General features: G+C 63.9%; 17 protein-coding genes. 6 read left to right on the forward strand and 11 right to left on the reverse strand.

Annotated elements, in window-relative coordinates:
- Positions 1-18: 18 nt before the first annotated feature.
- From BB934_RS18710 to BB934_RS18725, 4 genes are all read right to left on the reverse strand, one after another.
- The gene (locus BB934_RS18710; protein ID WP_099510980.1) at positions 19-1,158 is read right to left on the reverse strand and encodes a PQQ-dependent sugar dehydrogenase; all 1,140 of its coding nucleotides are present in this window, start codon (positions 1,156-1,158) and stop codon (positions 19-21) included.
- Between the two features lie 78 nt (positions 1,159-1,236).
- Complete coding sequence (locus tag BB934_RS18715; protein ID WP_099510981.1) at positions 1,237-1,428, reverse strand: hypothetical protein; 192 nt, start codon at positions 1,426-1,428, stop codon at positions 1,237-1,239.
- Positions 1,429-1,575: 147 nt separating this feature from the next.
- Positions 1,576-1,983 carry a VOC family protein gene (locus tag BB934_RS18720; protein WP_099510982.1) on the reverse strand — a complete coding sequence of 136 codons (408 nt, stop codon included), beginning with the start codon at positions 1,981-1,983 and terminating at the stop codon, positions 1,576-1,578.
- 129 nt (positions 1,984-2,112) lie between these two features.
- Positions 2,113-3,093 (reverse strand): Bug family tripartite tricarboxylate transporter substrate binding protein, encoded by a 981-nt coding sequence (locus tag BB934_RS18725; RefSeq protein ID WP_099510983.1) that lies wholly within the window; start codon positions 3,091-3,093, stop codon positions 2,113-2,115.
- Between the two features lie 135 nt (positions 3,094-3,228).
- Between BB934_RS18725 and BB934_RS18730 the strand changes: the two genes are divergently transcribed.
- The 5 genes from BB934_RS18730 (at position 3,229) to BB934_RS18750 (ending at position 9,455) form a co-directional block, all read left to right on the forward strand.
- Positions 3,229-4,431, forward strand: coding sequence for a pyridoxal phosphate-dependent aminotransferase (locus tag BB934_RS18730; RefSeq protein ID WP_099510984.1), 1,203 nt, complete (start codon positions 3,229-3,231; stop codon positions 4,429-4,431).
- A 107-nt stretch (positions 4,432-4,538) separates the two neighbouring features.
- Positions 4,539-4,826 (forward strand): hypothetical protein, encoded by a 288-nt coding sequence (locus BB934_RS18735; RefSeq protein ID WP_099510985.1) that lies wholly within the window; start codon positions 4,539-4,541, stop codon positions 4,824-4,826.
- Between the two features lie 68 nt (positions 4,827-4,894).
- Entirely contained in the window at positions 4,895-5,368 is a 474-nt protein-coding gene (locus BB934_RS18740; protein WP_099510986.1) for a DUF992 domain-containing protein, read from the forward strand.
- 174 nt (positions 5,369-5,542) lie between these two features.
- Complete coding sequence (locus BB934_RS18745; protein ID WP_099510987.1) at positions 5,543-7,582, forward strand: elongation factor G; 2,040 nt, start codon at positions 5,543-5,545, stop codon at positions 7,580-7,582.
- A 142-nt stretch (positions 7,583-7,724) separates the two neighbouring features.
- Entirely contained in the window at positions 7,725-9,455 is a 1,731-nt protein-coding gene (locus BB934_RS18750) for an AMP-binding protein (RefSeq protein WP_099510988.1), read from the forward strand.
- 565 nt (positions 9,456-10,020) lie between these two features.
- Here the strand turns inward: BB934_RS18750 and BB934_RS18755 are convergent.
- The 3 genes from BB934_RS18755 to BB934_RS18765 all read right to left on the reverse strand — a co-directional run bounded on the left by BB934_RS18755 (position 10,021) and on the right by BB934_RS18765 (position 13,002).
- The gene (locus tag BB934_RS18755; protein WP_099510989.1) at positions 10,021-10,911 is read right to left on the reverse strand and encodes a LysR family transcriptional regulator; all 891 of its coding nucleotides are present in this window, start codon (positions 10,909-10,911) and stop codon (positions 10,021-10,023) included.
- A gap of 115 nt (positions 10,912-11,026) precedes the next feature.
- Complete coding sequence (trxB, locus tag BB934_RS18760; RefSeq protein ID WP_099510990.1) at positions 11,027-11,989, reverse strand: thioredoxin-disulfide reductase; 963 nt, start codon at positions 11,987-11,989, stop codon at positions 11,027-11,029.
- Positions 11,989-13,002, reverse strand: a complete 1,014-nt coding sequence (locus BB934_RS18765; protein ID WP_099510991.1) for a mitochondrial fission ELM1 family protein — start codon at positions 13,000-13,002, stop codon at positions 11,989-11,991. The genes trxB and BB934_RS18765 overlap by 1 nt, the downstream gene beginning before the upstream one ends.
- 175 nt (positions 13,003-13,177) lie before the next feature.
- Between BB934_RS18765 and BB934_RS18770 the strand changes: the two genes are divergently transcribed.
- A complete protein-coding gene (locus BB934_RS18770) occupies positions 13,178-13,663 on the forward strand; it encodes an Lrp/AsnC family transcriptional regulator (RefSeq protein ID WP_099510992.1) in 486 nt (161 codons plus the stop codon).
- 34 nt (positions 13,664-13,697) lie between these two features.
- On the opposite strand, the gene BB934_RS18775 is transcribed toward BB934_RS18770, so the two are convergent.
- The 4 genes from BB934_RS18775 to greA all read right to left on the reverse strand — a co-directional run bounded on the left by BB934_RS18775 (position 13,698) and on the right by greA (position 19,948).
- Positions 13,698-16,184 (reverse strand): hypothetical protein, encoded by a 2,487-nt coding sequence (locus BB934_RS18775; RefSeq protein WP_157934221.1) that lies wholly within the window; start codon positions 16,182-16,184, stop codon positions 13,698-13,700.
- Between the two features lie 79 nt (positions 16,185-16,263).
- Positions 16,264-16,788 carry a hypothetical protein gene (locus tag BB934_RS18780; protein ID WP_157934222.1) on the reverse strand — a complete coding sequence of 175 codons (525 nt, stop codon included), beginning with the start codon at positions 16,786-16,788 and terminating at the stop codon, positions 16,264-16,266.
- A 230-nt stretch (positions 16,789-17,018) separates the two neighbouring features.
- Positions 17,019-19,334 carry a hypothetical protein gene (locus BB934_RS50425; protein WP_157934223.1) on the reverse strand — a complete coding sequence of 772 codons (2,316 nt, stop codon included), beginning with the start codon at positions 19,332-19,334 and terminating at the stop codon, positions 17,019-17,021.
- Between the two features lie 134 nt (positions 19,335-19,468).
- Positions 19,469-19,948 (reverse strand): transcription elongation factor GreA, encoded by a 480-nt coding sequence (gene greA, locus BB934_RS18790; protein WP_099510996.1) that lies wholly within the window; start codon positions 19,946-19,948, stop codon positions 19,469-19,471.
- Positions 19,949-20,049: the final 101 nt, after the last annotated feature.

Consider the following 20,049-nt stretch of genomic DNA (forward strand, 5'->3'; position numbering starts at 1 on the left):
CCTCGCGCCTGCAGTCCGTCAGGTCGCGGGCTTCATCCGCAGGATGCGTCCGTCGCGGGAATCGGTGAGGAGATAGACGAAGCCATCCGGACCCTGGCGCACATCGCGGATGCGCTCGCCGAGATTCTGCAGCATGCGCTCCTCGCCCGTCACCCGGTTGCCGTTGGTCTCGAGCCGCGAGACGAGCTTGCCTGCGAGCGCGCCGACGAGAATGCTGCCGCGCCAGGCCGGGAACTTGTCGCCGGTGTAGAAGGCCATGCCGGACGGTGCGATAGACGGGTCCCAATAATAGACCGGCTGCTCCAGCCCCGTTTTTTTGGTGCCTTCGCCGATCTTGGCTCCGGAATAATCGACGCCGTAGGAGATGATCGGCCAGCCGTAATTCTTGCCCTTCTGCGGGATGTTGACTTCGTCGCCGCCACGGGCTCCGTGCTCGACGGTCCAGAGCTCACCGGTGGTCGGGTGAAGAGCGGCCGATTGCAGGTTCCTGTGGCCGAGAGACCAGATCTCGGGCTTGGCATCCTCGCGATTCAGGAATGGATTGTTCGGTGCCGCCCCGCCATTCGACTTGATACGAACGATCTTGCCGAGGTGATTGGCCGGGTTCTGAGCCTGGTTGCGAAGGTCGAACCGGTCGCCCAGGGTTACGAAGAGGTTGCCGTCGCGGTCGAAGACGAGGCGCGAGCCCCAATGGTTGTTGCCGGTATGGGTCGGCTCCTGGCGGAAGATGACCTGAACGGTTTCGAGCGCGCTGCTGTTCTGGCTCAGGCGTCCTCGCGCCACGCTGGTGCCGGCACGGCCTTCGCCGCGATCCTCCGCGAAGCTCAGATAGACGAGCCGGTTCTGCGCGAAATTCGGATCGAGCGCCACATCGAGAAGCCCGCCCTGCCCGCGGGCAGCGACGCGCGGGACGCCCTGAACCGGCTCGGAGAGCGAACCGTCGGCATCGGCGATGCGCAGGCGGCCGGGCCGTTCCGTGACCAGCATGCGGCCGTCCGGCAGGAAGGCGAGGCCCCAGGGATTTTGGAGATTGCGGGCGACCGTCTCGACGATCACTTCCACCTTGTCGGTGCGAAGACGCTGCGTGTCCTGGGCCAGGGCGGAGGGGTGCGCGCCAAAGGTCAGGGCGCAGGCCAGGGCAAGGCGAACTCTCAACATCGTTCTCTCCGTCGTTCCGATGCCGGAGAGCTAAACTCCTGCGCGAGGGCGTCAACCGCCACGCAGTTCAATCACACGTTACCGCTGGAAATGGATGTGGGCAGCCTTCGTGTCCTGAGCCGAAAGGGTCTGGGTGGTCGCCATCACGGAGAGCGTCGCAAGGCTCATTAGCATGATCAGAGCGAGCGAGCAGCGGCTTTCCCGGCGCGGATCGAGACGCTGGGCACGTGAGGAGACGTGGCAGGCGTTTCTCGGCTGGAATGTTTTCATCGGACCATACCCTGCAACCGAACGGTGGCTGCGGGAGAAAAACTTGTGCGATTCAAGAAAGTTCCCGCATCATCCGAAAGTGCCGCTTCCGGAATCTTGGCTAAGTATCGGCGTTAACTAATCATTAACCAATGTGGCAGCGTGGCATTAGGCCTTTGCACGCACCACGACGGATTCCGAAGAGCGTTCGGCCGGTCCATGGAAGACTGCCTCGATATTGTGTCCGTCCGGATCGAAGGCGAAGGCGGCATAATAGCCCGGGTGATAGGATCGTTCTCCCGGCTCGCCGTTGTCGCGTCCGCCATTGGCGAGTGCCGCCGCATGGAAGGCCTGAACGGCCTCCCGGTCGCGGGCCTGGAACGCGAGGTGGATCCGTGACACCGGGCCGTCCGCCCGATCGACCCACAATTCGTCGCAGGCGAAATGCTTGGGGCTTTCCGAGGAGAACTCACGCCCGACCGCCTTCAGAACGGCCCGATAGAACCGCCGGCTCGCCTCAAGATCCGAGACGCGAAGGTGGACGTGATCGATCAGGCGGCCCAGATGAAATTCCATGCAGTCGCTCCTTCGCGTCATCCCGGGGCTGCGTAGGAGACCCCAAGATCGGTTGACGAATATGGCGCCCTTTTCTGAAGGCGATCCCGGAGCGGCTGAAGCCGTCCGGGATGACCGTGGCGAGAACCTTCATTCAGCCTTGATGTTCGCCGCCTTGATGATCTCAGCCCAGGTCTGGATCTCCTTGGCGAGATACGGCTTGAACGCTTCCGGATCGCGGACGTTCAGGGTGAAGCCGAGCTTGGTGATGCGCTCCTTCACGTCGGGCTTGTTGAGGATTGCGATGATCGTGCCGGACAGCTTGTCGAGGACGGGCTTCGGCGTATTCACCGGCGCGAAGAAGGCGGCCCAGGATTCCGCATCCGCATCGGTGATGCCCTGTTCGCGCAGGGTCGGAACGTCGGGCGCCTGCGGGTTGCGCTGCGGGCTGGCGATGCCGATGGCGCGCATCTGGCCGGCCTGGAACTGGGACAGCACGCTGGGCAGGGTCGAGTTCGACACGTCGATGCGACCGGCCATGAGCTCGGTGACCAGGGGTGCTGCGCCCCGGAAGGGCACGTGGGTCATCTTGGTGCCGGTGCGGGTCATGAACAGCTCGGTCGCCAGGTGCGAGCCCGAGCCCACGCCCGTGGAGCCGTAATTCAGCTTGCCGGGGTCCTTCTTGGCGATCTCGATCAGCTCGGGGATCGTCTTGGCGGGCAGGTCGTTCTTGACCACGAAGACATGCTCGAAGGCGCCGGCGCCGGCAAGCGGCGCGAAATCCTTCACCGCGTCGTAGCCCGGCTCCTTCAGCAGGAACATGTTGTTCCCGTGCGTCTGGTTGTTGCCGAACACGATGGTGTAGCCGTCGGGATCCGCCTTCGCGACGGAGCGGGTGCCGACCGCGCCGGAGGCGCCGGCGAGGTTCTCGACGATGACGTTCTGGCCGAGAGACTTGCCCATCTCCTCCGCCACGATGCGGGCGATCACGTCGGTCGGCCCGCCGGCCGGATAGGGGACCACCATCTTGATGACGCGGTTCGGGAATTCCTGGGCGGCGGCGGCGGTGGCCAGAAGGGTCGCGCCGGCGACGAGGCCGAACGCAAGGCGGCGGGTGACGGATGTGGTCATCGGAAAAGGCGGCTCCTCAAAAACCCGTTTGGGAAGGGTTATTTTACTGGCTGTTTTGCTTGCTTGGGCGGCTTGACCGCATTAGGGTCCGCCGCCGTCACGGTCCTTATCTAACGCCCCGATCGGAGGATTCCCATGGGCTTTTTGTCTGACGCCCTTTCCCGCATCAAGCCGTCTGCAACCATCGTCATCACGCAGAAAGCGCGGGATCTGAAAGCCCAGGGGCGGGACGTGATCAGTCTTTCCGTCGGCGAGCCGGATTTCGACACCCCCGACAACATCAAGGAAGCGGCCATCGCAGCGATCCGCCGTGGCGAGACGAAGTACACGCCGGTTTCCGGCATCGTGCCCCTGCGCGAGGCCATCGCCCGCAAGTTCAAGCGCGAGAACGGCCTCGACTACAAGCCCTCGCAGACCATCGTCGGCACCGGCGGCAAGCAGGTGATCTACAACGCCCTGCTCGCCACCCTGAACCCGGGCGACGAGGTGATCATCCCCGCGCCGTACTGGGTGTCCTATCCCGAGATCGTCGGTCTGTGCGGTGGCACGCCGGTCTTCGTCGAATGCACCATGGCGCACAATTTCAAGCTCCAGCCGGAGCCGCTCGAGCGCGCCATCACGCCGAAGACCAAGTGGATCATCCTCAACTCGCCGTCGAACCCGACGGGCGCCGCCTATACCCGCGCGGAGATGAAGGCGATCACCGACGTGCTGATGCGCCATCCGCATGTGTGGGTGCTCACCGACGACATGTACGAGCACCTGACCTACGGCGATTTCGAGTTCGTCACGCCGGCCCAGGTCGAGCCCGGACTCTACGAGCGCACGCTCACCATGAACGGCGTCTCGAAGGCCTATGCCATGACCGGCTGGCGCATCGGCTACGCGGCCGGCCCTGAGCATCTGATCAAGGCGATGGATTTCGTGCAGGGCCAGCAGACCTCCGGCGCCACCTCGATCGCCCAATGGGCGGCGGTGGAAGCGCTGAACGGCCCGCAGGATCACCTCACGGTGTTCAGGAAGGCTTTCCAGGAGCGTCGCGACCTCGTGGTCTCCATGCTCAACCAGTCGAAATACCTGAAGTGCCCGATGCCGGAAGGCGCGTTCTACGTCTATCCGTCCTGCGCCGAGGCCATGGGCAAGACCGCGCCCTCCGGCAAGGTGCTGAAGACGGACGAGGACTTCGTCTCCGAGCTTCTGGAAACGGAAGGCGTTGCGGCAGTCCACGGCTCCGCCTTCGGCCTCGGCCCGAACTTCCGCATCTCCTACGCCACGTCCAATGCGGCGCTGGAGGATGCCTGCCACCGCGTCCAGCGCTTCTGCGGAAGCTTGCGCTAAAGCATCGGACCCAAAAGTGGGGACCACTTTTGGGTCCGATGCCTAGTCTCTTAAGGAGCACATCGTTGATGCGGAAAACTGGGACCACTTTTCCACACGATGTGCGGATGAGCCTGCCGCGGACCTTTCATCCGGATCCTGCGGCGGAGGCCTATCGGGCCGATCCCGCCTCCACGCACCGCGTGAAATTCGACGCCCGCGTCGACTTCACCAATGGCGGCCATGTGGAGGCGAAGGATTTTCTGCTCGACATCGAGGGCGAAAGCGTCGCCCCGGAGCGCCTGGCCGAGATGATCGTCTCGGCCATGAACCTGCTCCGCGCCGGCCCCGTGACGATCACCGCCATGCGGGTGGTGCGCCGCGGCGAGCATCAGGATTCCGCTCCCTCGTCTTAAGGTTGACAGCCTCCGCATGGAACGGCGCCGCTTCTGCGCCGTTGAACGCTAAGCTTAGGAGTTCACCCATGGTCCGTGCCGCTTTCCCCCTTGCCGCTCTCGCGCTCCTGGCATCCCTCGGGGTGACCGAGGCTCAAGCCCAGAACCGCACCCGCGCGGGCGTCCTGACCTGCAACGTGTCCGGCGGCATCGGGCTCATCGTCGGATCGCAGAAGAGCACCGTCTGCACCTTCAACCCGCGCCGCGGGCGCAACGAACGGTATGTCGGCTTCATCCGCCGGTTCGGCCTCGACATCGGCGTGACCCGCCGCGGCGTGCTGGCCTGGGCGGTCTTCTCCGGCGGCAGCGTGGCGCCGGGCTCTCTCGCCGGCAGCTATGTGGGCGGTGCCGCCGAGGCGACGGTGGGGGCGGGGCTCGGCGCCAACGTCCTCGTCGGCGGCTCCAACCGTTCCATCGCCCTCCAGCCCGTCTCCGTCGGCGGCCAGACCGGCCTCAACTTCGCCCTCGGCGTCGGCGACCTCGAGCTGCGCGCGGCGCGGTAATTTCACGGATATTGCTTACAAGGAACGGTCGGACGCGAGTCTGGCCGTTTCTGCATGCGATCCCCCTTGAACCTAAATGACCTCTTGCCAACTCTGCGCCAGAGGCAGAGCATCGACCTAACGCGTCCTGACAAGAACGCGCCAAAAGGTGGGAGCAGGGAAGGATGACGTCCTATGGCACCCAACGGCAGACTAGCTGCGGGCCCGCGATGCATCGCGATCGTCGGCCCGTTTCAGAGCGGCAAGACCACCCTGCTCGAGGCGATTCTGGAGCGGACGGGAGCTGTCTCCCGCGCCGGCCGCGTTGCGAACGGGGACAGCGTGGGCGATGCGAGCGCCGAGGCCCGCGCCCATTCCATGAGCATCGAGCCCAACGTGGCGAGTGTCGATTTTCTCGGTGAGAGCATGACCTTCGTGGACTGCCCCGGCTCGACCGAGTTCCTGCACGAGATGCGCAACGTCACGCCGGTCTGCGATGCGGCGGTTGTCGTCTGCGAGGCTGATGAGCGCAAGATTCCGGCGCTCGAGATCATCCTGCGCGAGCTGGAAGAAGCCGATATCCCCCGCTTCCTCTTCATCAACAAGATCGACACCGCCAACCAGCGCATCCGCGAGACGCTCGCGTTGCTGCAGCAGGCATCGCGCACGCCGCTTCTGCTGCGTCAGATCCCGCTCTGGAAGGACGGCATCGCCGTCGGCTTCATCGATCTCGCCCTCGAGCGCGCCTTCATCTATCGCGAGCATGCGCCGAGCGAGATCGTGGATCTGCCCGAGGGCGAGTTGCCGCGCGAGAAGGAAGCGCGCTTCGCCATGCTCGAGCGTTTGGCCGACCATGACGATGAGCTGATGGAAGAGCTGATCTCCGAGATCGAGCCGCCGCGCGACCAGATCTTCGACGATCTTTCGAAGGAGCTGAAGGAGCGCCACGTGGTGCCGGCCCTGATCGGCTCGGCCGAGCGCGGCAACGGAGTCACGCGGCTGCTCAAGGCGCTGCGCCACGAGGCGCCGACTTTGACAGAAACCCGCGCGCGCCTCGGCATTCCCGAGGAGGGCCCGCCGCTCGCTCAAGGCATGAAGACCCTGCATATGGGTCAAGGCGGCAAGCTCTCCGTCTCCCGCGTCATGCGCGGCACTTTCCATGAGGGCGATACGGTGGTCGGCTCGCGCAGCGCCGAGGCGCGGATCGGCAGCCTGCTGACGCTCATGGGCAGCGCGACGACCCGCAAGGCCGAGGCCGGTGCAGGCGACACGGTCGGGTTCGGCCGGTTGGAGGGCATCGCCACGGGAGACAGCTTCGCTGCCGGCAAGGCGCGGCCCGACGCCATCGTATCGCCGGCACCGCCGGAGCCGGTTTACGTGCTCGCCCTCAAAGTGAAGGACCGCAAGGACGACGTGCGTCTCTCGAGCGCGCTTGCCAAGATCACGGAGGAGGATCCGTCCCTCGCGGTGGAAACCCGGCCCGAGATGGGCGAGATCCGCCTGCACGGGCAGGGCGAGATGCATCTGCGCGTGGCGGTGGAAAAGCTCGCCTCCCGCTTCCAGGTCGGCGTCGAGACCGCCCGGCCGAAGGTCGCCTATTGCGAGACGATCAAGCTCCCGTCATCGGCCCGGGGGCGGCACCGCAAGCAGACCGGCGGCCACGGCCAGTTCGGCGACGTGATGATCGAGATCAAGCCGCTACCGCGCGGGGAGGGCTTCGCCTTCCAGGACAAGATCACCGGCGGCGTGGTGCCCCGCCAGTATATCCCCTCCGTCGAGACCGGCGTCCGGGATGCGCTCAAATGCGGGCCGCTGGGCTTTCCGGTGGTCGATCTGGCCGTGACGCTGACGGACGGCTCCTACCACACGGTCGATTCCTCGGATGCGGCCTTCCAGGCGGCGGCCAGGCTCGCCCTGGCGGATGCCCTGCCGAAGGCGAAGCCGGTCCTGCTGGAGCCCGTGCTGTCGGTCGAGATCACGATCCCGTCCGACGCGCTGGCCAAGGCGACCGCCCTCGCGACCGGACGGCGCGGGCAGATCCTCGGCTATGACGAGCGGCCCGGCTGGAACGGATGGCAGGTGCTCAGCGCCACCATTCCGGAATCGGAGATCGGCGATCTCATCGTCGAGCTGCGCTCGGCCACGGCCGGCGTCGGGACGTTCTCGACCCGCTTCGACCATATGGCGGAACTCAGCGGCCGCCCAGCCGAGATGGTGCTGCAGAAGGCGCATTGAGAAAACTGGGTCTGAGCGATCCGATATGATCGTTCAGACCTAAACTATTTCCATCGACAAACGCGGTCTTCCGCGCCAAGTTGTGCTTTACGGAGACGCCATCTCCCATGAAGCAAACCTCGCCGCGAAGCGGAGGACAACGATGAATGCCACCACCCAGGCGCCTGCCACCGCAGGCGCTCAGGACCCTTATGCGTCCCGCCCCTGGCTGAGCTCCTATCCGAGCCAAGTTCCCCCGACGATCGACGAGGCGAGGATCGGCACTCTCACCGATATCTTCCGCAAGGCCGTCGCGGATTATCCGAACCGGGCCGCCATCGAGAGCTTCGGCAAGCGCATGACCTATGCCGCTTTGGGTCGAGAGGCCGATGCGGTGGCCTCATGGCTGCAGGGGCAGGGGCTGAAGAAGGGGGATCGGGTGGCGATCATGCTGCCGAACGTGATGGCTTTTCCCGCCATCCTGTTCGGAGTCCTGGTGGCCGGCGGCACCGTGGTCAACGTCAATCCGCTCTATACGCCGCGCGAGCTCACCTATCAGCTCAAGGATTCCGGCGCACGCTTCCTGTTCGTGCTGGAGAACTTCGCGGCAACCGTTCAGGAATCGCTGCCCGAGGTGAAGCTCGATCGCGTGGTGCTGGTCACGCCCGGCGATTTGCTCGGTCTCAAGGGCGCCATCGTCAATCTGGTTTCACGGCATGTGAAGAAGGCGGTGAAGCCGTTCCAGCTGCCGCAGGCAATCGCCTTCAAGGCTGTCATTGCGGAGGGTGCGAAACGCAAAGCCCAATCGGTGTCCGTTTCGCCCGAGGACATCGCGTTCCTGCAATATACGGGCGGCACGACCGGCGTCGCCAAGGGCGCCACGCTGCTCCATCGCAACGTGGCCGCCAACGTGATCCAGTGCGAGGCCTGGATGCGCCCGTTCTTCGGCGATCGCGAGGACCATGTGATGGTGACGGCCCTGCCGCTCTACCACATCTTCGCACTCACGGTTTGCGCCCTGCTGATGACGCGCATCGGCGGATGCCAGCTGCTGATCGCCAATCCGCGCGACATACCCGGTTTCGTCAAGACGCTGCAGAAAAGCCGGATCACGCTGATGTCCGGACTCAACACGCTCTACAATGCGCTCGCCAATGCGCCCGGCATCGAGACGGTGGATTTCTCGCAGATGGTCTTCGCCGTGTCCGGCGGCATGGCGACCCAGGAGGTCGTGGCAAGGAAATGGAAGCAGGTGACGGGGCAGCCCATCGTCGAAGGCTACGGCCTGTCGGAGACCTCGCCCGTGGTCTGCGCCAACCGCCTCGACATCGAGGAGTTCACCGGCACCATCGGTTATCCTCTGCCGTCGACGGACATCTCCGTGCGCTCTGCCGACGGCGCGGTCCTGCCTCCCGGCGAGCGGGGTGAGCTCTGCGTGAAGGGACCGCAGGTCATGGCCGGCTACTGGCAGCGGCCGGACGAGACCGCGAAGGTGATGACGGCGGACGGCTACTTCCGCACCGGCGACGTGGCGGTCGTTCTACCCGACGGGCAGGTGAAGATCGTCGACCGGATGAAGGACATGGTCCTCGTCTCCGGCTTCAACGTTTATCCCAACGAGGTCGAGGAGGTGATCGTCAAGCATCCCGGCGTTGTGGAAGCGGCGGTCATCGGTCTGCCGGACGAGCATTCGGGTGAGGCTGTCGTCGCCTATGTGGTGCGCCGCGACCCGGCCCTCACCACCGATGAACTGCGCAAGTTCTGCCGGGAGAACATGACCGGCTACAAGGTGCCGCGCCGGATCGAGTTCCGCGAGACGCTTCCCAAGACCAATGTCGGCAAGGTGCTGCGGCGCGCGCTCAAAGAAGAGGTGGAAGGGTCCACGCCGCGTTGACGTTTCTCGATGGCCCGAAAGCAAAAAAAAGCCGGGCTCGAAGCCCGGCTAAAGTAGAGGTCCGACAAAAGTCAAAACCTTCCAGAGGGAACGGCCGACACGGCATCGCCGGGAGGAAGAAAGCGGTGCCGCGTTGAAATCAGCCAAGGGTGATATCGGCCGCATTGCGCTTATTTGCAATGCAGCATGCCTCATAAAAGGGCTGCGTGAGGCGCATGGCTCCGTCATGGCCGTGACAAAATTGGAATATTGCCGAGCTTGATCGGCGCCCCGGCTTCGGTGCTCAAGGGCTGAAAAGCGCTTTTTTGAGAGGACTCTAGAGTCCGGACCGTAAGCGGCTTCCGCTCCTATCTTCATCTTGAAAGTCTGGCTCGAAAAGCGCGGGCAACCCTCCTCCCCCTTGTGGGGAGGAGTTGGAGGTGGGGGTGTGGGCGCTACGCTGGTCCAGTTCAGCGCCTACACCCCCACCCCGGCCCTCCCCACAAGGGGGAGGGAGATGGCCTGTGCACCTTTCAATGATGAGCCAGCCTCTCAGGATTAGGGGAGAGATTGACGAGCCAGCCTCTTAGAAGGTCCAGCGTTGGGCCTTGGAGATCAGGAAGTCCCGAAAAGCCTGGACGCGGGCGACGGAGCGCATCTCCTCGGCATAGACGAGGTAGCTGTCGAGGGAGGGCATCTCCACATCGCGCAGGATCTGGACGAGATCCGGATTGCCCACCACCGCGTAATCCGGCAGCACGGCGATGCCGGCACCGGTCTCGACGGCGAGCTTCAGGGCGGTGATGTTGTTGACCACGTAATGGTACTGGCGCGGTTCGCGCCCCTCGCGCCCGGCGGTCGAAAGCCAATGCACCGCCATGAGATAGGAGGGCTGGTCGCCGCCGAAGGACACGATGCGGTGCTCATCGAGATCCTCCAGGGTCTTGGGCTCGCCGAACCGCTTCAGGTAGTCGGCCGAGGCATAGACGTGGAAATGCACCGTGAAGAGCCGGCGCTGGATCAGGTCCGGCTGGGCGGGTCGGCGCAGGCGGATCGCCACATCGGCCTCGCGCATGGCCAGATCCAACTCCTCGTTGGAGAGGATCAGCTCCACGCGCACATCCGGGTAAAGGTCGAGGAATTCGGCGATGCGCTGGGCCAGCCAGATCGAGCCGAGGCCGACCGTCGTCGTCACCTTCAACTCGCCCGAGGGACGCTCGCTGGTCTCGACGAGGCGCGCCTTGGTCGTTTCCAGCCGCATGCGCATGTCCCGGGCGGCCCGGAACAGCAAGTCGCCCTGCTCGGTCAGGATCAGCCCGCGGGCATGACGGTGGAAGAGGGGAGCCTTCAACTCGCGCTCGAGGGCGCTGATCTGACGGCTCACGGCGGATTGGCTCAAGCCCAGATCGTCACCGGCCCGCGTGAAGCTGCCCGCTTCTGCGACCGTATAGAAAATCCGGATCTTGTCCCAGTCCACGGCGTTCCCCTCATGCCCCGCATGCTCCTTATGCAAGGCTTCTTTTATCTCTTATGAGCCGAGGGTTCGACGCAACAGGAAATCGGCCTGAGAGCTAACCAGTTGTTAATAAATTCTATTCGGCGGCTTCCTGGGTGGCCTCCAGGGCGGCGAGATAGCGCTCGGCGTCGAGAGCGGCCATGCAGCCCATGCCTGCCGAAGTGACGGCCTGACGATAAATGTCGTCGGTGACGTCGCCGGCTGCGAAGACACCCGGAATGTTCGTCTCGGTCGAGCCCGGCTTGGTCAGGAGGTAGCCGCCCGACTTCATGTCGAGCTGGCCGGTGAAGAGTTCAGTCGCGGGCTTGTGGCCGATGGCGATGAAGACGCCGTCGGTTTTGAAATCCGAGGTCTGGCCGGTACCGAAGTTCTTCAGCCGCAGATGGGTAACGGAGGAGGGGTTCTCGCTGCCGCAGATTTCCTCGACGGCCGAGTTCCAGACCAACTCGATCTTCGGGTGCTTGAACAGGCGGTCCTGCAGAATGCGTTCGGCACGCAAGGAATCCCGGCGGTGGACGAGGGTCACCTTGGAGGCAAGGTTGGCGAGGTACAGAGCCTCCTCGACGGCGGTGTTGCCGCCGCCCACCACCACGACCTCCTTGCCTCGATAGAAGAAGCCGTCGCAGGTGGCGCAGGCCGAGACGCCGAAGCCCTGGAACTGCCCTTCCGAGGGCAGTCCGAGCCATTTGGCCTGGGCGCCGGTCGCGACGACCAGGGCATCGCAGGTATAGGTGTCGCCGGAATCGCCTTCCAGGCGGAAGGGGCGCTGCTTCAGGTCGACCTTCGTGATGTGGTCGGAGACCATCTTGGTGCCCACATGCTCGGCCTGCAGGCGCATCTGCTCCATGAGCCAGGGACCCTGGATCACGTCGGCGAAGCCCGGATAGTTCTCCACATCCGTGGTGATCATGAGCTGGCCGCCGGGCTGGAAGCCGGAGATCATCACCGGTTCGAGCAGGGCGCGCGCCGCGTAGATCGCCGCCGTATAGCCCGCCGGCCCCGAGCCGATGATGATGAGCTTGGCGTGAGAATGGGCCATCAGGGGGTCTCCAGTAAAAAGGCGAGGTCTGGCAAGCCGAGAGCGCGGCGGTGGCGGCTCAAGCCCTCGGCAATGGCCTCCGCGACCTTGGGTGTTGAATTTAGGGGTTCATAGGGCTGTCCTTCAAGACGCCCCTCGAACGGATGCACAATTCCATGAGCTTTCAGGGCCGACATGTAAACATCCAGTTTCCGGTGTCCGCCGGAAGGTTCGAACACCAGGATCGGCCTTCCTGTCACGGCGGCCTCTCCGATCATGTTGAAGGAATCGCCCGTCGCCACCACGAAATCGGCGAGAGCGAGGAGGTCGGCATAGGGGTTCTCCCCCGCGCCGTCCCAGAGAAAGCCGCCATGCCGGTCGGTGAGCGCGACGAGAGCGTCCCGCAGGGCCTGCGGCGTGCGGCGCGAGGCCGTCACCATCAATCCCGCTCCCGCCTCGGCGACGGCTGTCAAGTGCTCGACGAAGCGGGCGATGTCGGCTTGCGTGAAGCGATGATGGCGGCTGTCGCCGCCGGCCAGCACTGCAACGTGTGGATGGGGCAGGTAGGCAAGGCGGGGATCCGGTCGATTCCGGGCAGCTGCGATCCGCCCCTCCGAGACCCGGTGCGGCGGTGTGAGGGTGTTGAGCACGTTCGGGCCGCGCAGGCGGTCGTAGTCCGGCGACCAGATGAGATCGGCCGTCTTCGGGCCGGTGCGGGGGTCCTTGAGGAAGACCGTGTAGGTGCGCCCGCCGGTGGCCTTCTTGACGAAGCGCAGATAGGCCACCGCCCGGCGGCCGGAGGCGACGAGGAGGTCGGGAAAGGGCGGGGCGAGGGGGCTGTTCGGGGCGCCCGGACGCTCCCGCGGATCGATGGGCCCCCAGGGCATGAACCAGTCGAAGGGCGACTTCGGATCGACCCGACGGATCTCGGGATCGAGACCGAGCGCCTCGGTCACGCTCAGCGCCTGCAGCTCGTCTCCGGCCTTGCCATCGGTCAGAACCCAGGTGATAAGGCCGGTATCATTGCGCAACATTCGATCAACGAGCCTGTGGAGTTCATGAAGTTCGTTGCGACTTAATCGCCTGTCCTTCTTGTGCAGACCCTCTACACGGTCTACTCAGCCAAGACGAGATTTTTTGACCTGATCCCGCACGATCCGGGCCGCCGGCCGGTTCCCGCCCTCCCGATCGTGCTCTAGCGGAGTTACCGTGCGCGGACGCCTCGATTCCATCGACTGGGCCATCCTGAAAGAACTGCAGGCTGACGGCAGCATCACCAATGTGGAGCTGGCGCGCCGTGTCGGCCTGTCGGCGCCGCCATGCCTGCGCCGGGTGCGGGCGCTCGAGAGCGCCGGCATCATCAAGGCTTATCGCGCGATCCTCGACCCGAAGAATCTCGGCTTCGAGATCGTCTGCTTCGCCATGGTCCAGCTCGATGTGCAGGGCAAGAAGGAGCTCAAGGAATTCGAGCAGAAGGTGAAGGACTGGTCCATGGTCCGCGAGTGCTGGACCCTGTCGGGCGACATCGACTTCATCATGAAATGCGTCGCGCCGAACCTCGCCTCCTTCCAGAGCCTCGTCTCCGAGCTGACCTCCCTGCCGAATGTGCGCAACGTCCGCACGGCCCTGACTCTCGACCTGATCAAGGACGATCCTCTGGTGCCGATCGAGGAAGTCGAGCCGGAGAAGGCCTGATCCGGCGGGGCCGGATCCACCTCCCGCGGCAGGCTCAGATCACGAAGAAGTCGGCGTAGGTGAGCTTGGGCTTGTTGGTGAAGACCGCGATCTCGACAGCTTTTCCCGCTTTGTTGCCATCGGCGTCGTAGGACAGCACGCCCGTTTTCCGGTTGTAGATCAGGTAGTCGTTGGCGTCGTTCGGTGCGTCGAACTCGAGATAGGTCTTGGAGAGCTTCACCGGCTTCTCGAGCGAGCCCTTCTTCCCCAGCTTCGTGAAGAAGGCATTGTCGAGATAGAGCGAGTCCTTGCGTGGATCGAAATCGGTGATCGTGTCGCGGTTGCTGCTCGACGGGCGCCGGTCGAAGACCACCACATCCTTGCCGCTGCCGGTGGAAATCCGGTCGCGCCCGAGGTCGCCATGCAGGCGATCGTTGCCGCCCGCACCCGACAGCGTGTCGTTGCCGAGCTCGCCGAACAGGATGTCGTTGCCCGCGGTGCCGTTTTTCCGCAGAGGCGTTTTTTCGCGCACGTTGGTGACGCTCACGGCCACGTCCTGAACATGGCTGCCGCCAAAGGCGTCTGTTACCTTGACGCGCAGATTGTGGGATGTCGCAACCTCGTAATTGAGCTTGGCGCCCGACTTGAGCTTGATCGTGCTGCCCGAGACCTCGAAAAGCTGATGCGTAGCCGGCGCGTTGCCCGCGTCGACGAGCGTGAAGGTGTGTCTGTCGGACTGATCGAGATCGACGGTCGAGAGTGTGCCCGCCGTTGTGCCCGCGGCTGCCGTTTCCTGGATCGATCCGCTGACGGCGATGCTCTCCGGCGCCGAATTGATCTTGAAGCGCTGGAAGAACAGGCCTCCGTTCCCGTCTTGCTGGTCAGGCTGATCGCCGACACCCTCCCAGCCTACCAAGAGCGTACCATCCGCCGTGAATTCCAGGAACGTGCCCATCTGAGCGCCGGTCTTCGAGGTGTTGACCAGGATCTCGCCGCCGACGCGTTGGCCATTGGCATCGAAGGCCTGCATGAAGAGGCCGGTTTCGCTGCCGTCGGATCCGTTCCAGGCCACCACGAAGCTGCCGTTCGGCAATACGCGGATCATGGCGCCGCTCTGGACCCCTTCCGTGCTGCTGTTGACGCGCACCTCCGCGCCGATCCTCGTGCCGTTGACGTCGAAGAGCTGCATGAAGATTCCGGCATCGTCCTCGTGTCCCTGTCGCGTACTCTTGCCCGACCAGGTTAGAACGGAACGCCCGATGGTAGGGAGATACGCAAAGTTCGTATCGAGAAAGTCGCCGACTGCCTGGAAGCGGATTTCAGGGCCGATCTTGCCCCCGGACGGATCGAGCACCTGGACGAATAGATCATCGGGATCCTGCGCCTCGGGGTCACCGATTGTCCAAGCTGTGACGTAGTGCTTGACGACGTATCGGCTGGTGCTCTCATTGAACTGGTAGCTGGTGAAGATCCGGAGGTTGGACTGTTCCCCGTCGACGGTCGTGTTGAGACGCGTTTCGGAGCCGATCTTCCTCCCATGGGCATCGAAGCGCTGGTAGAAGAGCCCATGATCGTCCTCCTGGCCCTCCTGCGTGCCATTCCCCTGCCAGAATATCAGCGGGCCGCCGCTCTCCATCGTCAGGGTGGCTGCTCTGATCTGATCTCCGTCGACGGTTGTATTGACGGTTTTTGCCTCGCCGTCGGCTGTGCCATCGGCGTTGAAGACTTGGTAGTAGATGTCCCTGATTTGGGCGGTGACGGGAAGATTCCAGAAGGTCGCCCATTTGCCATCCGCCAGGCTGCGGGCGGATGGCGTGATGCTCGCGTTGGAGATGAGGGTGAATTCTTCCCCGACCTTCGCACCATTGCGGTCGAAGGCCTGTTGAAACGCCTCGGATCCAGCACGATAGGTGACGACAAATCCGCCGTTCGAGAGAGCCGTGACGCCACTCAGCTTTTCTTCACGCCCCTCCACGGCAACGTTCACGCGCGTCTCCCCTCCGATGAAGTCGCCATCCTCGTCCATGAGGCGGAAGAAGATGCCTGCGTCGTCCGTCTGATCTTCCTGAGTGCCTTTTCCGTTCCAGAGGACGATCGAATTGGCGTTGCGCAGGAACACGTTCCGCCAGTCTTCCGATATGCCGTTCTCTGTCTCGTTGATCCTGAGCTGCTGCCCGGGAGTACCGTTCATGTCAAAGGTGCGGAAATAGGCGTTGCCGCCGACAGCAGGATCGTCCGAGACTGACTTCCAGATGGAGCCCCATCCGACGCCAGGGAGGGCGACCGAAACGAAATCCGGTTTGACCTCGCCGTCCGTCATGGCGTTGACGCGAACCTCTCTGCCGATCTTCACCCCGTTGGCATCGAAAAGCTGCTGAAAATAGCCGTTTGTACCCTCCTGTCCCTGAACGGTTCCGTTGCCGACCCATTGCAGGATGAAACGCCCGTCCGGCAGCCTGATGAACTGGGGTGCAGCCTGCACTCCGCCCATAGACGTGTGGATGCGGGTTTCCCCGCCGAGGCTGACAACATTGTAAGGCATGGCTGGAGACCTTAAGAACGCGGTGCGGCGTAGCTTAGGGAAAGGTTATATATTTGCAATATTTTTAGTTCGAGCCGTCTTAGATCTGCCGCCGCAGCCAGCGGACGTAATGCTGCGCCACGGCGACGGCGCGAGCCTGTTCGTCGGGCGTTAGAGGACTGGTGTTCACGTCGCGCACGGCCAGCATCGGATGGCTCGCCAGAACCTCGCCCCTGCGGCCGACGGCCAGGGCCTCGCCTTCCATCGCATCGTGCCCGCTGTTGCCGCCGCCGCGGCTGCCTCCGTGGCCAAGGCGGCCGGAGCTATTGTCGGGAAACGGCGTGAAAAACACGCTCGTCACGCGCAGGACGAGACGGGGGCCGCGCGGGTCGACGCGGTCGGCGAAGGAGCGCTGCAATTCATCGAGGGCGGCCGCGCCGATGAGATCGGCGAAAGGGCCGAGACCCTTGGCCTTCAGGGCGCTGACATCCACCGAGAACCCGGAGAAAGCCTGCGGAAAGGGCGAGCCGTCGGATGAAAGACCCGCCGGGACGCAGCCCGCCCCTGTAATAGTGATGCCGACCGTCATAGCTCCCAGAACCGAACGGCGGGAAAAGAGGGTCATGGGCTTCTCTTGCATCGTGAACGGTCCTCGACCCTCTCAGGAGCCGATCCCGCTTGTGCGAAACCGATCCTCACTTGAACGTGCTGCATGCTCTGAACGGCGAAACGATTTCGCTCCTCTACGGATTGTTCTAGTGCAGCGCGCGAAAATGTGGACTCGGCCGCCCGCTCTCACGGCATCACAGCATCCGAAGACCGGGCGCCGTTACGGACCCTCGCGCCGCGGCAGCATCAGACGATCAGGAAGTCGGCGGAGGTCAGCTTGAGGTTCTTGGTGAGGGCAGCGATCTCGACCGCCTTCTTCGACCCGGAACCATCCGCGTCGTAGGAGAGGACGCCGGTCTTCTTGTTGTAGATCAGGTAATCGTCTTTCTCCCTCGCCTTGGTGTCGATGACGAAGAACTCCTTGTCGAGCTTGCCTTTCTTCGTCAGGCTGCCCTTGCCCAGTTTCTTGAAGACCGCATTGTCGAGCCAGATCGTGTCGTCCTTCACGCTAAAGTCGGCGATCCGGTCGAGATTGGTCTTCTTGTTGGGAGCCTTGTTGAAAACGAAGATGTCCCGGCCCACGCCGCCCTTCAGGAGGTCCTTGCCTGCGCCGCCGTAGAGGAGATCGTTCCCAGCATCGCCGTCGAGGGTGTCGTTCCCGCTGCCGCCCTGCAGCGTGTCGTTGCCCAGCTCGCCGAAGAGCGCATCGTCGCCGGGCGTGCCGGTCCTGACGAAGGGTGTCGTCTCGAGAGTGTTCGTAACGGTGACGGTCAGATCGCGAACATGGCTTTCCCCATAACCGTCATCGGCCTCGATGCGCAGGGTGAGAGACGGTGCCGTCTCATGGTCGAGCGTCGCGCCGGGCTTGAGACGCAAGGTGGTGCCGGCGATCTCGAACAGGTTCTGATGCGAGAGCAAGGTGAAGGCGAGGCTGTCGCCGTCCGGGTCGGTGCCCGACAGAACTCCCACCGCATCGCCGCCTTTCGCGTCCTCCCGAATGGAGGCCCCGGCCAGAGCGATGCTCGTCGGCGCTGCGTTGAACCCGAAGCGCTGGAAGAAGAGGCCCCAGCTGTCCTCCTGATCCTTCTGCGTGCCTCGGCCTGACCAGATGACCGCCCACGAGCCGTCGGGAAGGACGTTGATCTGGGGCACGCTCTGGTAGCCGTCGACCGACGTCGCCACGCGGGTCTCGCCGCCGACGCGCCGGAAATCGGCGTCGAAGACCTGCTGAAAGACGCCCGCGTCATCCTGCTGCCCTGGCTGAGTGCCTGCGCCGTTCCAAGTGAGGACGAAGTGGCCACTCGGAAGGGCCGCGGCCTGCAGGTTGAAGATCTCGCCATTCGTCGAGGTGTTGATCCGCGTCTCACCGCCGACCTTCCGGCCCTGCGCGTCAAAGCGCTGGAAGAACAGGCCGTCAGGATCCTCCTGGCCCTCCTGCGTGCCAGTGCCTCCCCAAAAGAGCACGAGGCCGCCGTCCCGCAGCCGCACGGTTTGCGCGGTCAGGGACTGAGAGTTTGAAGTGGATGCGGAAACGCGGACAGGTTCGCCGTCCGAAGTGCCATCGGCGTTGTAGACCTGGTAATAGGCGTCGGTGACGTTGCCCGGGGTTATTCCGCTCCAGGCCACCATCCATTTGCCGTCCTCCAGGGCATAGACGAGGGGAGGGTAATATTCCCCACCCTGGCTCGGACCCTCGGGGACGGTGATTTCGCGAATCTTCGTGCCGTCTGCGTCGAAGAGCTGCTGGAAATACCCTCCGGGATTGCCATAGACGATCACGAACCTGCCATCCGACAGCTGTGCATGGCCGCCGCTAGAAAAACTCTCGGCGCGACCCTCCACGGCCTCGTTGACGCGGGTCGCCGCCTCGCCCAGCGGTTCGAAGTTCTTGTCGAAGCGGCGCAGCAAAACGTCTGGATCCTCGCCGGTGTCGTTGATCTTCGTGTTCCAGATGGCAGTGAATCCGTCGTCCGTCTCGACCACGGAAAGGTCGTACAATCCGGCGGTGCCGGACCCGCCGACTGCCTGCGGGTCGCCGACCGTGGCGCCCGTCCGATCGAAACGCTGCATGTAAACGTCTTCGCGGCCCTCGCTGCTTTCGCCGCCCCAGATTGCGACGAAGCCACCGTCCGCCTGCGGAAAGGTCCACACCTGCCAGTTCAGGATCTCCCCTTGCTCGGCGTCGAGCTGGATCTCGCTCCCGACTTTTCCCTGAGCGTCGAAAATCTGGACATAGGCACCGAGCGGTTTGGAGACCCCGTCGTGCGTCACCCATGAGGTTGCCCAGCGTCCGCCGGGAAGGGCGATCGTCCTGACGGTGCTGTCAAACGAGGCCGCGGCCGTCGTGTTGACCTGCACTTCAGCGCCGATGCGGTTTCCCAGACGGTCGAAACGCTGCTGAAAGACGCCCGGCGCCACCCCCTCGTCCCCGTTGTCCACGATCATCCAGGTGGCGACCATGGTCCCGTCGGAGAGGGTGGTGAGAAGCCTTTCGGCATTTCTCTCCTCTCCCGCGGTGGTCGTGTGGGTACGAGTTTCAGAACCGCGGCGAACGTAAGGCATGATCGGCCCCTTAGGGAAAGCGACAGCCTAGTTAAATGGAATTATATAAAATAACAAACGAATGCGCTGATTCTGCCTTGATTGTCCGCTTCGTGAGGAACGGGCCCGTTCCAGGCCCGCTCCTCTTTCGCCGATCAGGTGGCGCCGAACCGGACGCCCACAACCTCGTAGGACTTGCCGCCCCCCGGGGTGGAAACCTCCACGGTATCGCCGATGGTCTTGCCCATGAGCGCACGGGCGATGGGGGAGGCGACCGAGACCCTGCCCGAGCGCACGTCGGCTTCGGGCTCGCCTACGATCTGGTAGGTCTTCTCTTCCTCGGTGTCCTCGTCGACGAGCTTCACCGTGGCGCCGAACTTGATCCGGTCGCCGGAGAGCTTCGCGATATCGATGACCTCGGCGCGGGAAATCAGGCTTTCGAGTTCGAGAACCCGGCCCTCGTTGAGGGATTGGGCTTCCTTGGCTGCATGGTATTCGGCGTTTTCCGACAGGTCGCCAAGCGCGCGGGCTTCCGCAATCGCCTGGATGATCCGGGGGCGTTCAACCTGCTGCCGGTGCTTGAGCTCCTCCTCGAGCGCCGCATAACCCTTGATCGTCAGAGGGACCTTGTCCATCGTTTGTCTCGTCCAAAAAGAGGTACGAGGCCGCTGTCGCCAGCGCCCTCGCATGTCAACGAAAACTTACCAGAAGCTTCGCAGTTCCAATGTGAGGCCGG

The organism is Microvirga ossetica, assembly GCF_002741015.1.
GTDB classification, from domain to species: Bacteria; Pseudomonadota; Alphaproteobacteria; order Rhizobiales; family Beijerinckiaceae; genus Microvirga; species Microvirga ossetica.

Bases quoted from the DNA above. Each gene is read 5' to 3' on its own strand.
- BB934_RS18715 (WP_099510981.1), bottom strand. From the start codon at position 1,428: ATGAAAACATTCCAGCCGAGAAACGCCTGCCACGTCTCCTCACGTGCC.
- BB934_RS18750 (WP_099510988.1), top strand. From the start codon at position 7,725: ATGAATGCCACCACCCAGGCGCCTGCCACCGCAGGCGCTCAGGACCCT.
- BB934_RS18745 (WP_099510987.1), top strand. From the start codon at position 5,543: ATGGCACCCAACGGCAGACTAGCTGCGGGCCCGCGATGCATCGCGATC.
- BB934_RS18765 (WP_099510991.1), bottom strand. From the start codon at position 13,002: ATGTTGCGCAATGATACCGGCCTTATCACCTGGGTTCTGACCGATGGC.
- BB934_RS18780 (WP_157934222.1), bottom strand. From the start codon at position 16,788: ATGACCCTCTTTTCCCGCCGTTCGGTTCTGGGAGCTATGACGGTCGGC.
- greA (WP_099510996.1), bottom strand. From the start codon at position 19,948: ATGGACAAGGTCCCTCTGACGATCAAGGGTTATGCGGCGCTCGAGGAG.
- BB934_RS18720 (WP_099510982.1), bottom strand. From the start codon at position 1,983: ATGGAATTTCATCTGGGCCGCCTGATCGATCACGTCCACCTTCGCGTC.
- trxB (WP_099510990.1), bottom strand. From the start codon at position 11,989: ATGGCCCATTCTCACGCCAAGCTCATCATCATCGGCTCGGGGCCGGCG.
- BB934_RS50425 (WP_157934223.1), bottom strand. From the start codon at position 19,334: ATGCCTTACGTTCGCCGCGGTTCTGAAACTCGTACCCACACGACCACC.
- BB934_RS18740 (WP_099510986.1), top strand. From the start codon at position 4,895: ATGGTCCGTGCCGCTTTCCCCCTTGCCGCTCTCGCGCTCCTGGCATCC.
- BB934_RS18730 (WP_099510984.1), top strand. From the start codon at position 3,229: ATGGGCTTTTTGTCTGACGCCCTTTCCCGCATCAAGCCGTCTGCAACC.
- BB934_RS18735 (WP_099510985.1), top strand. From the start codon at position 4,539: ATGAGCCTGCCGCGGACCTTTCATCCGGATCCTGCGGCGGAGGCCTAT.
- BB934_RS18725 (WP_099510983.1), bottom strand. From the start codon at position 3,093: ATGACCACATCCGTCACCCGCCGCCTTGCGTTCGGCCTCGTCGCCGGC.
- BB934_RS18775 (WP_157934221.1), bottom strand. From the start codon at position 16,184: ATGCCTTACAATGTTGTCAGCCTCGGCGGGGAAACCCGCATCCACACG.
- BB934_RS18710 (WP_099510980.1), bottom strand. From the start codon at position 1,158: ATGTTGAGAGTTCGCCTTGCCCTGGCCTGCGCCCTGACCTTTGGCGCG.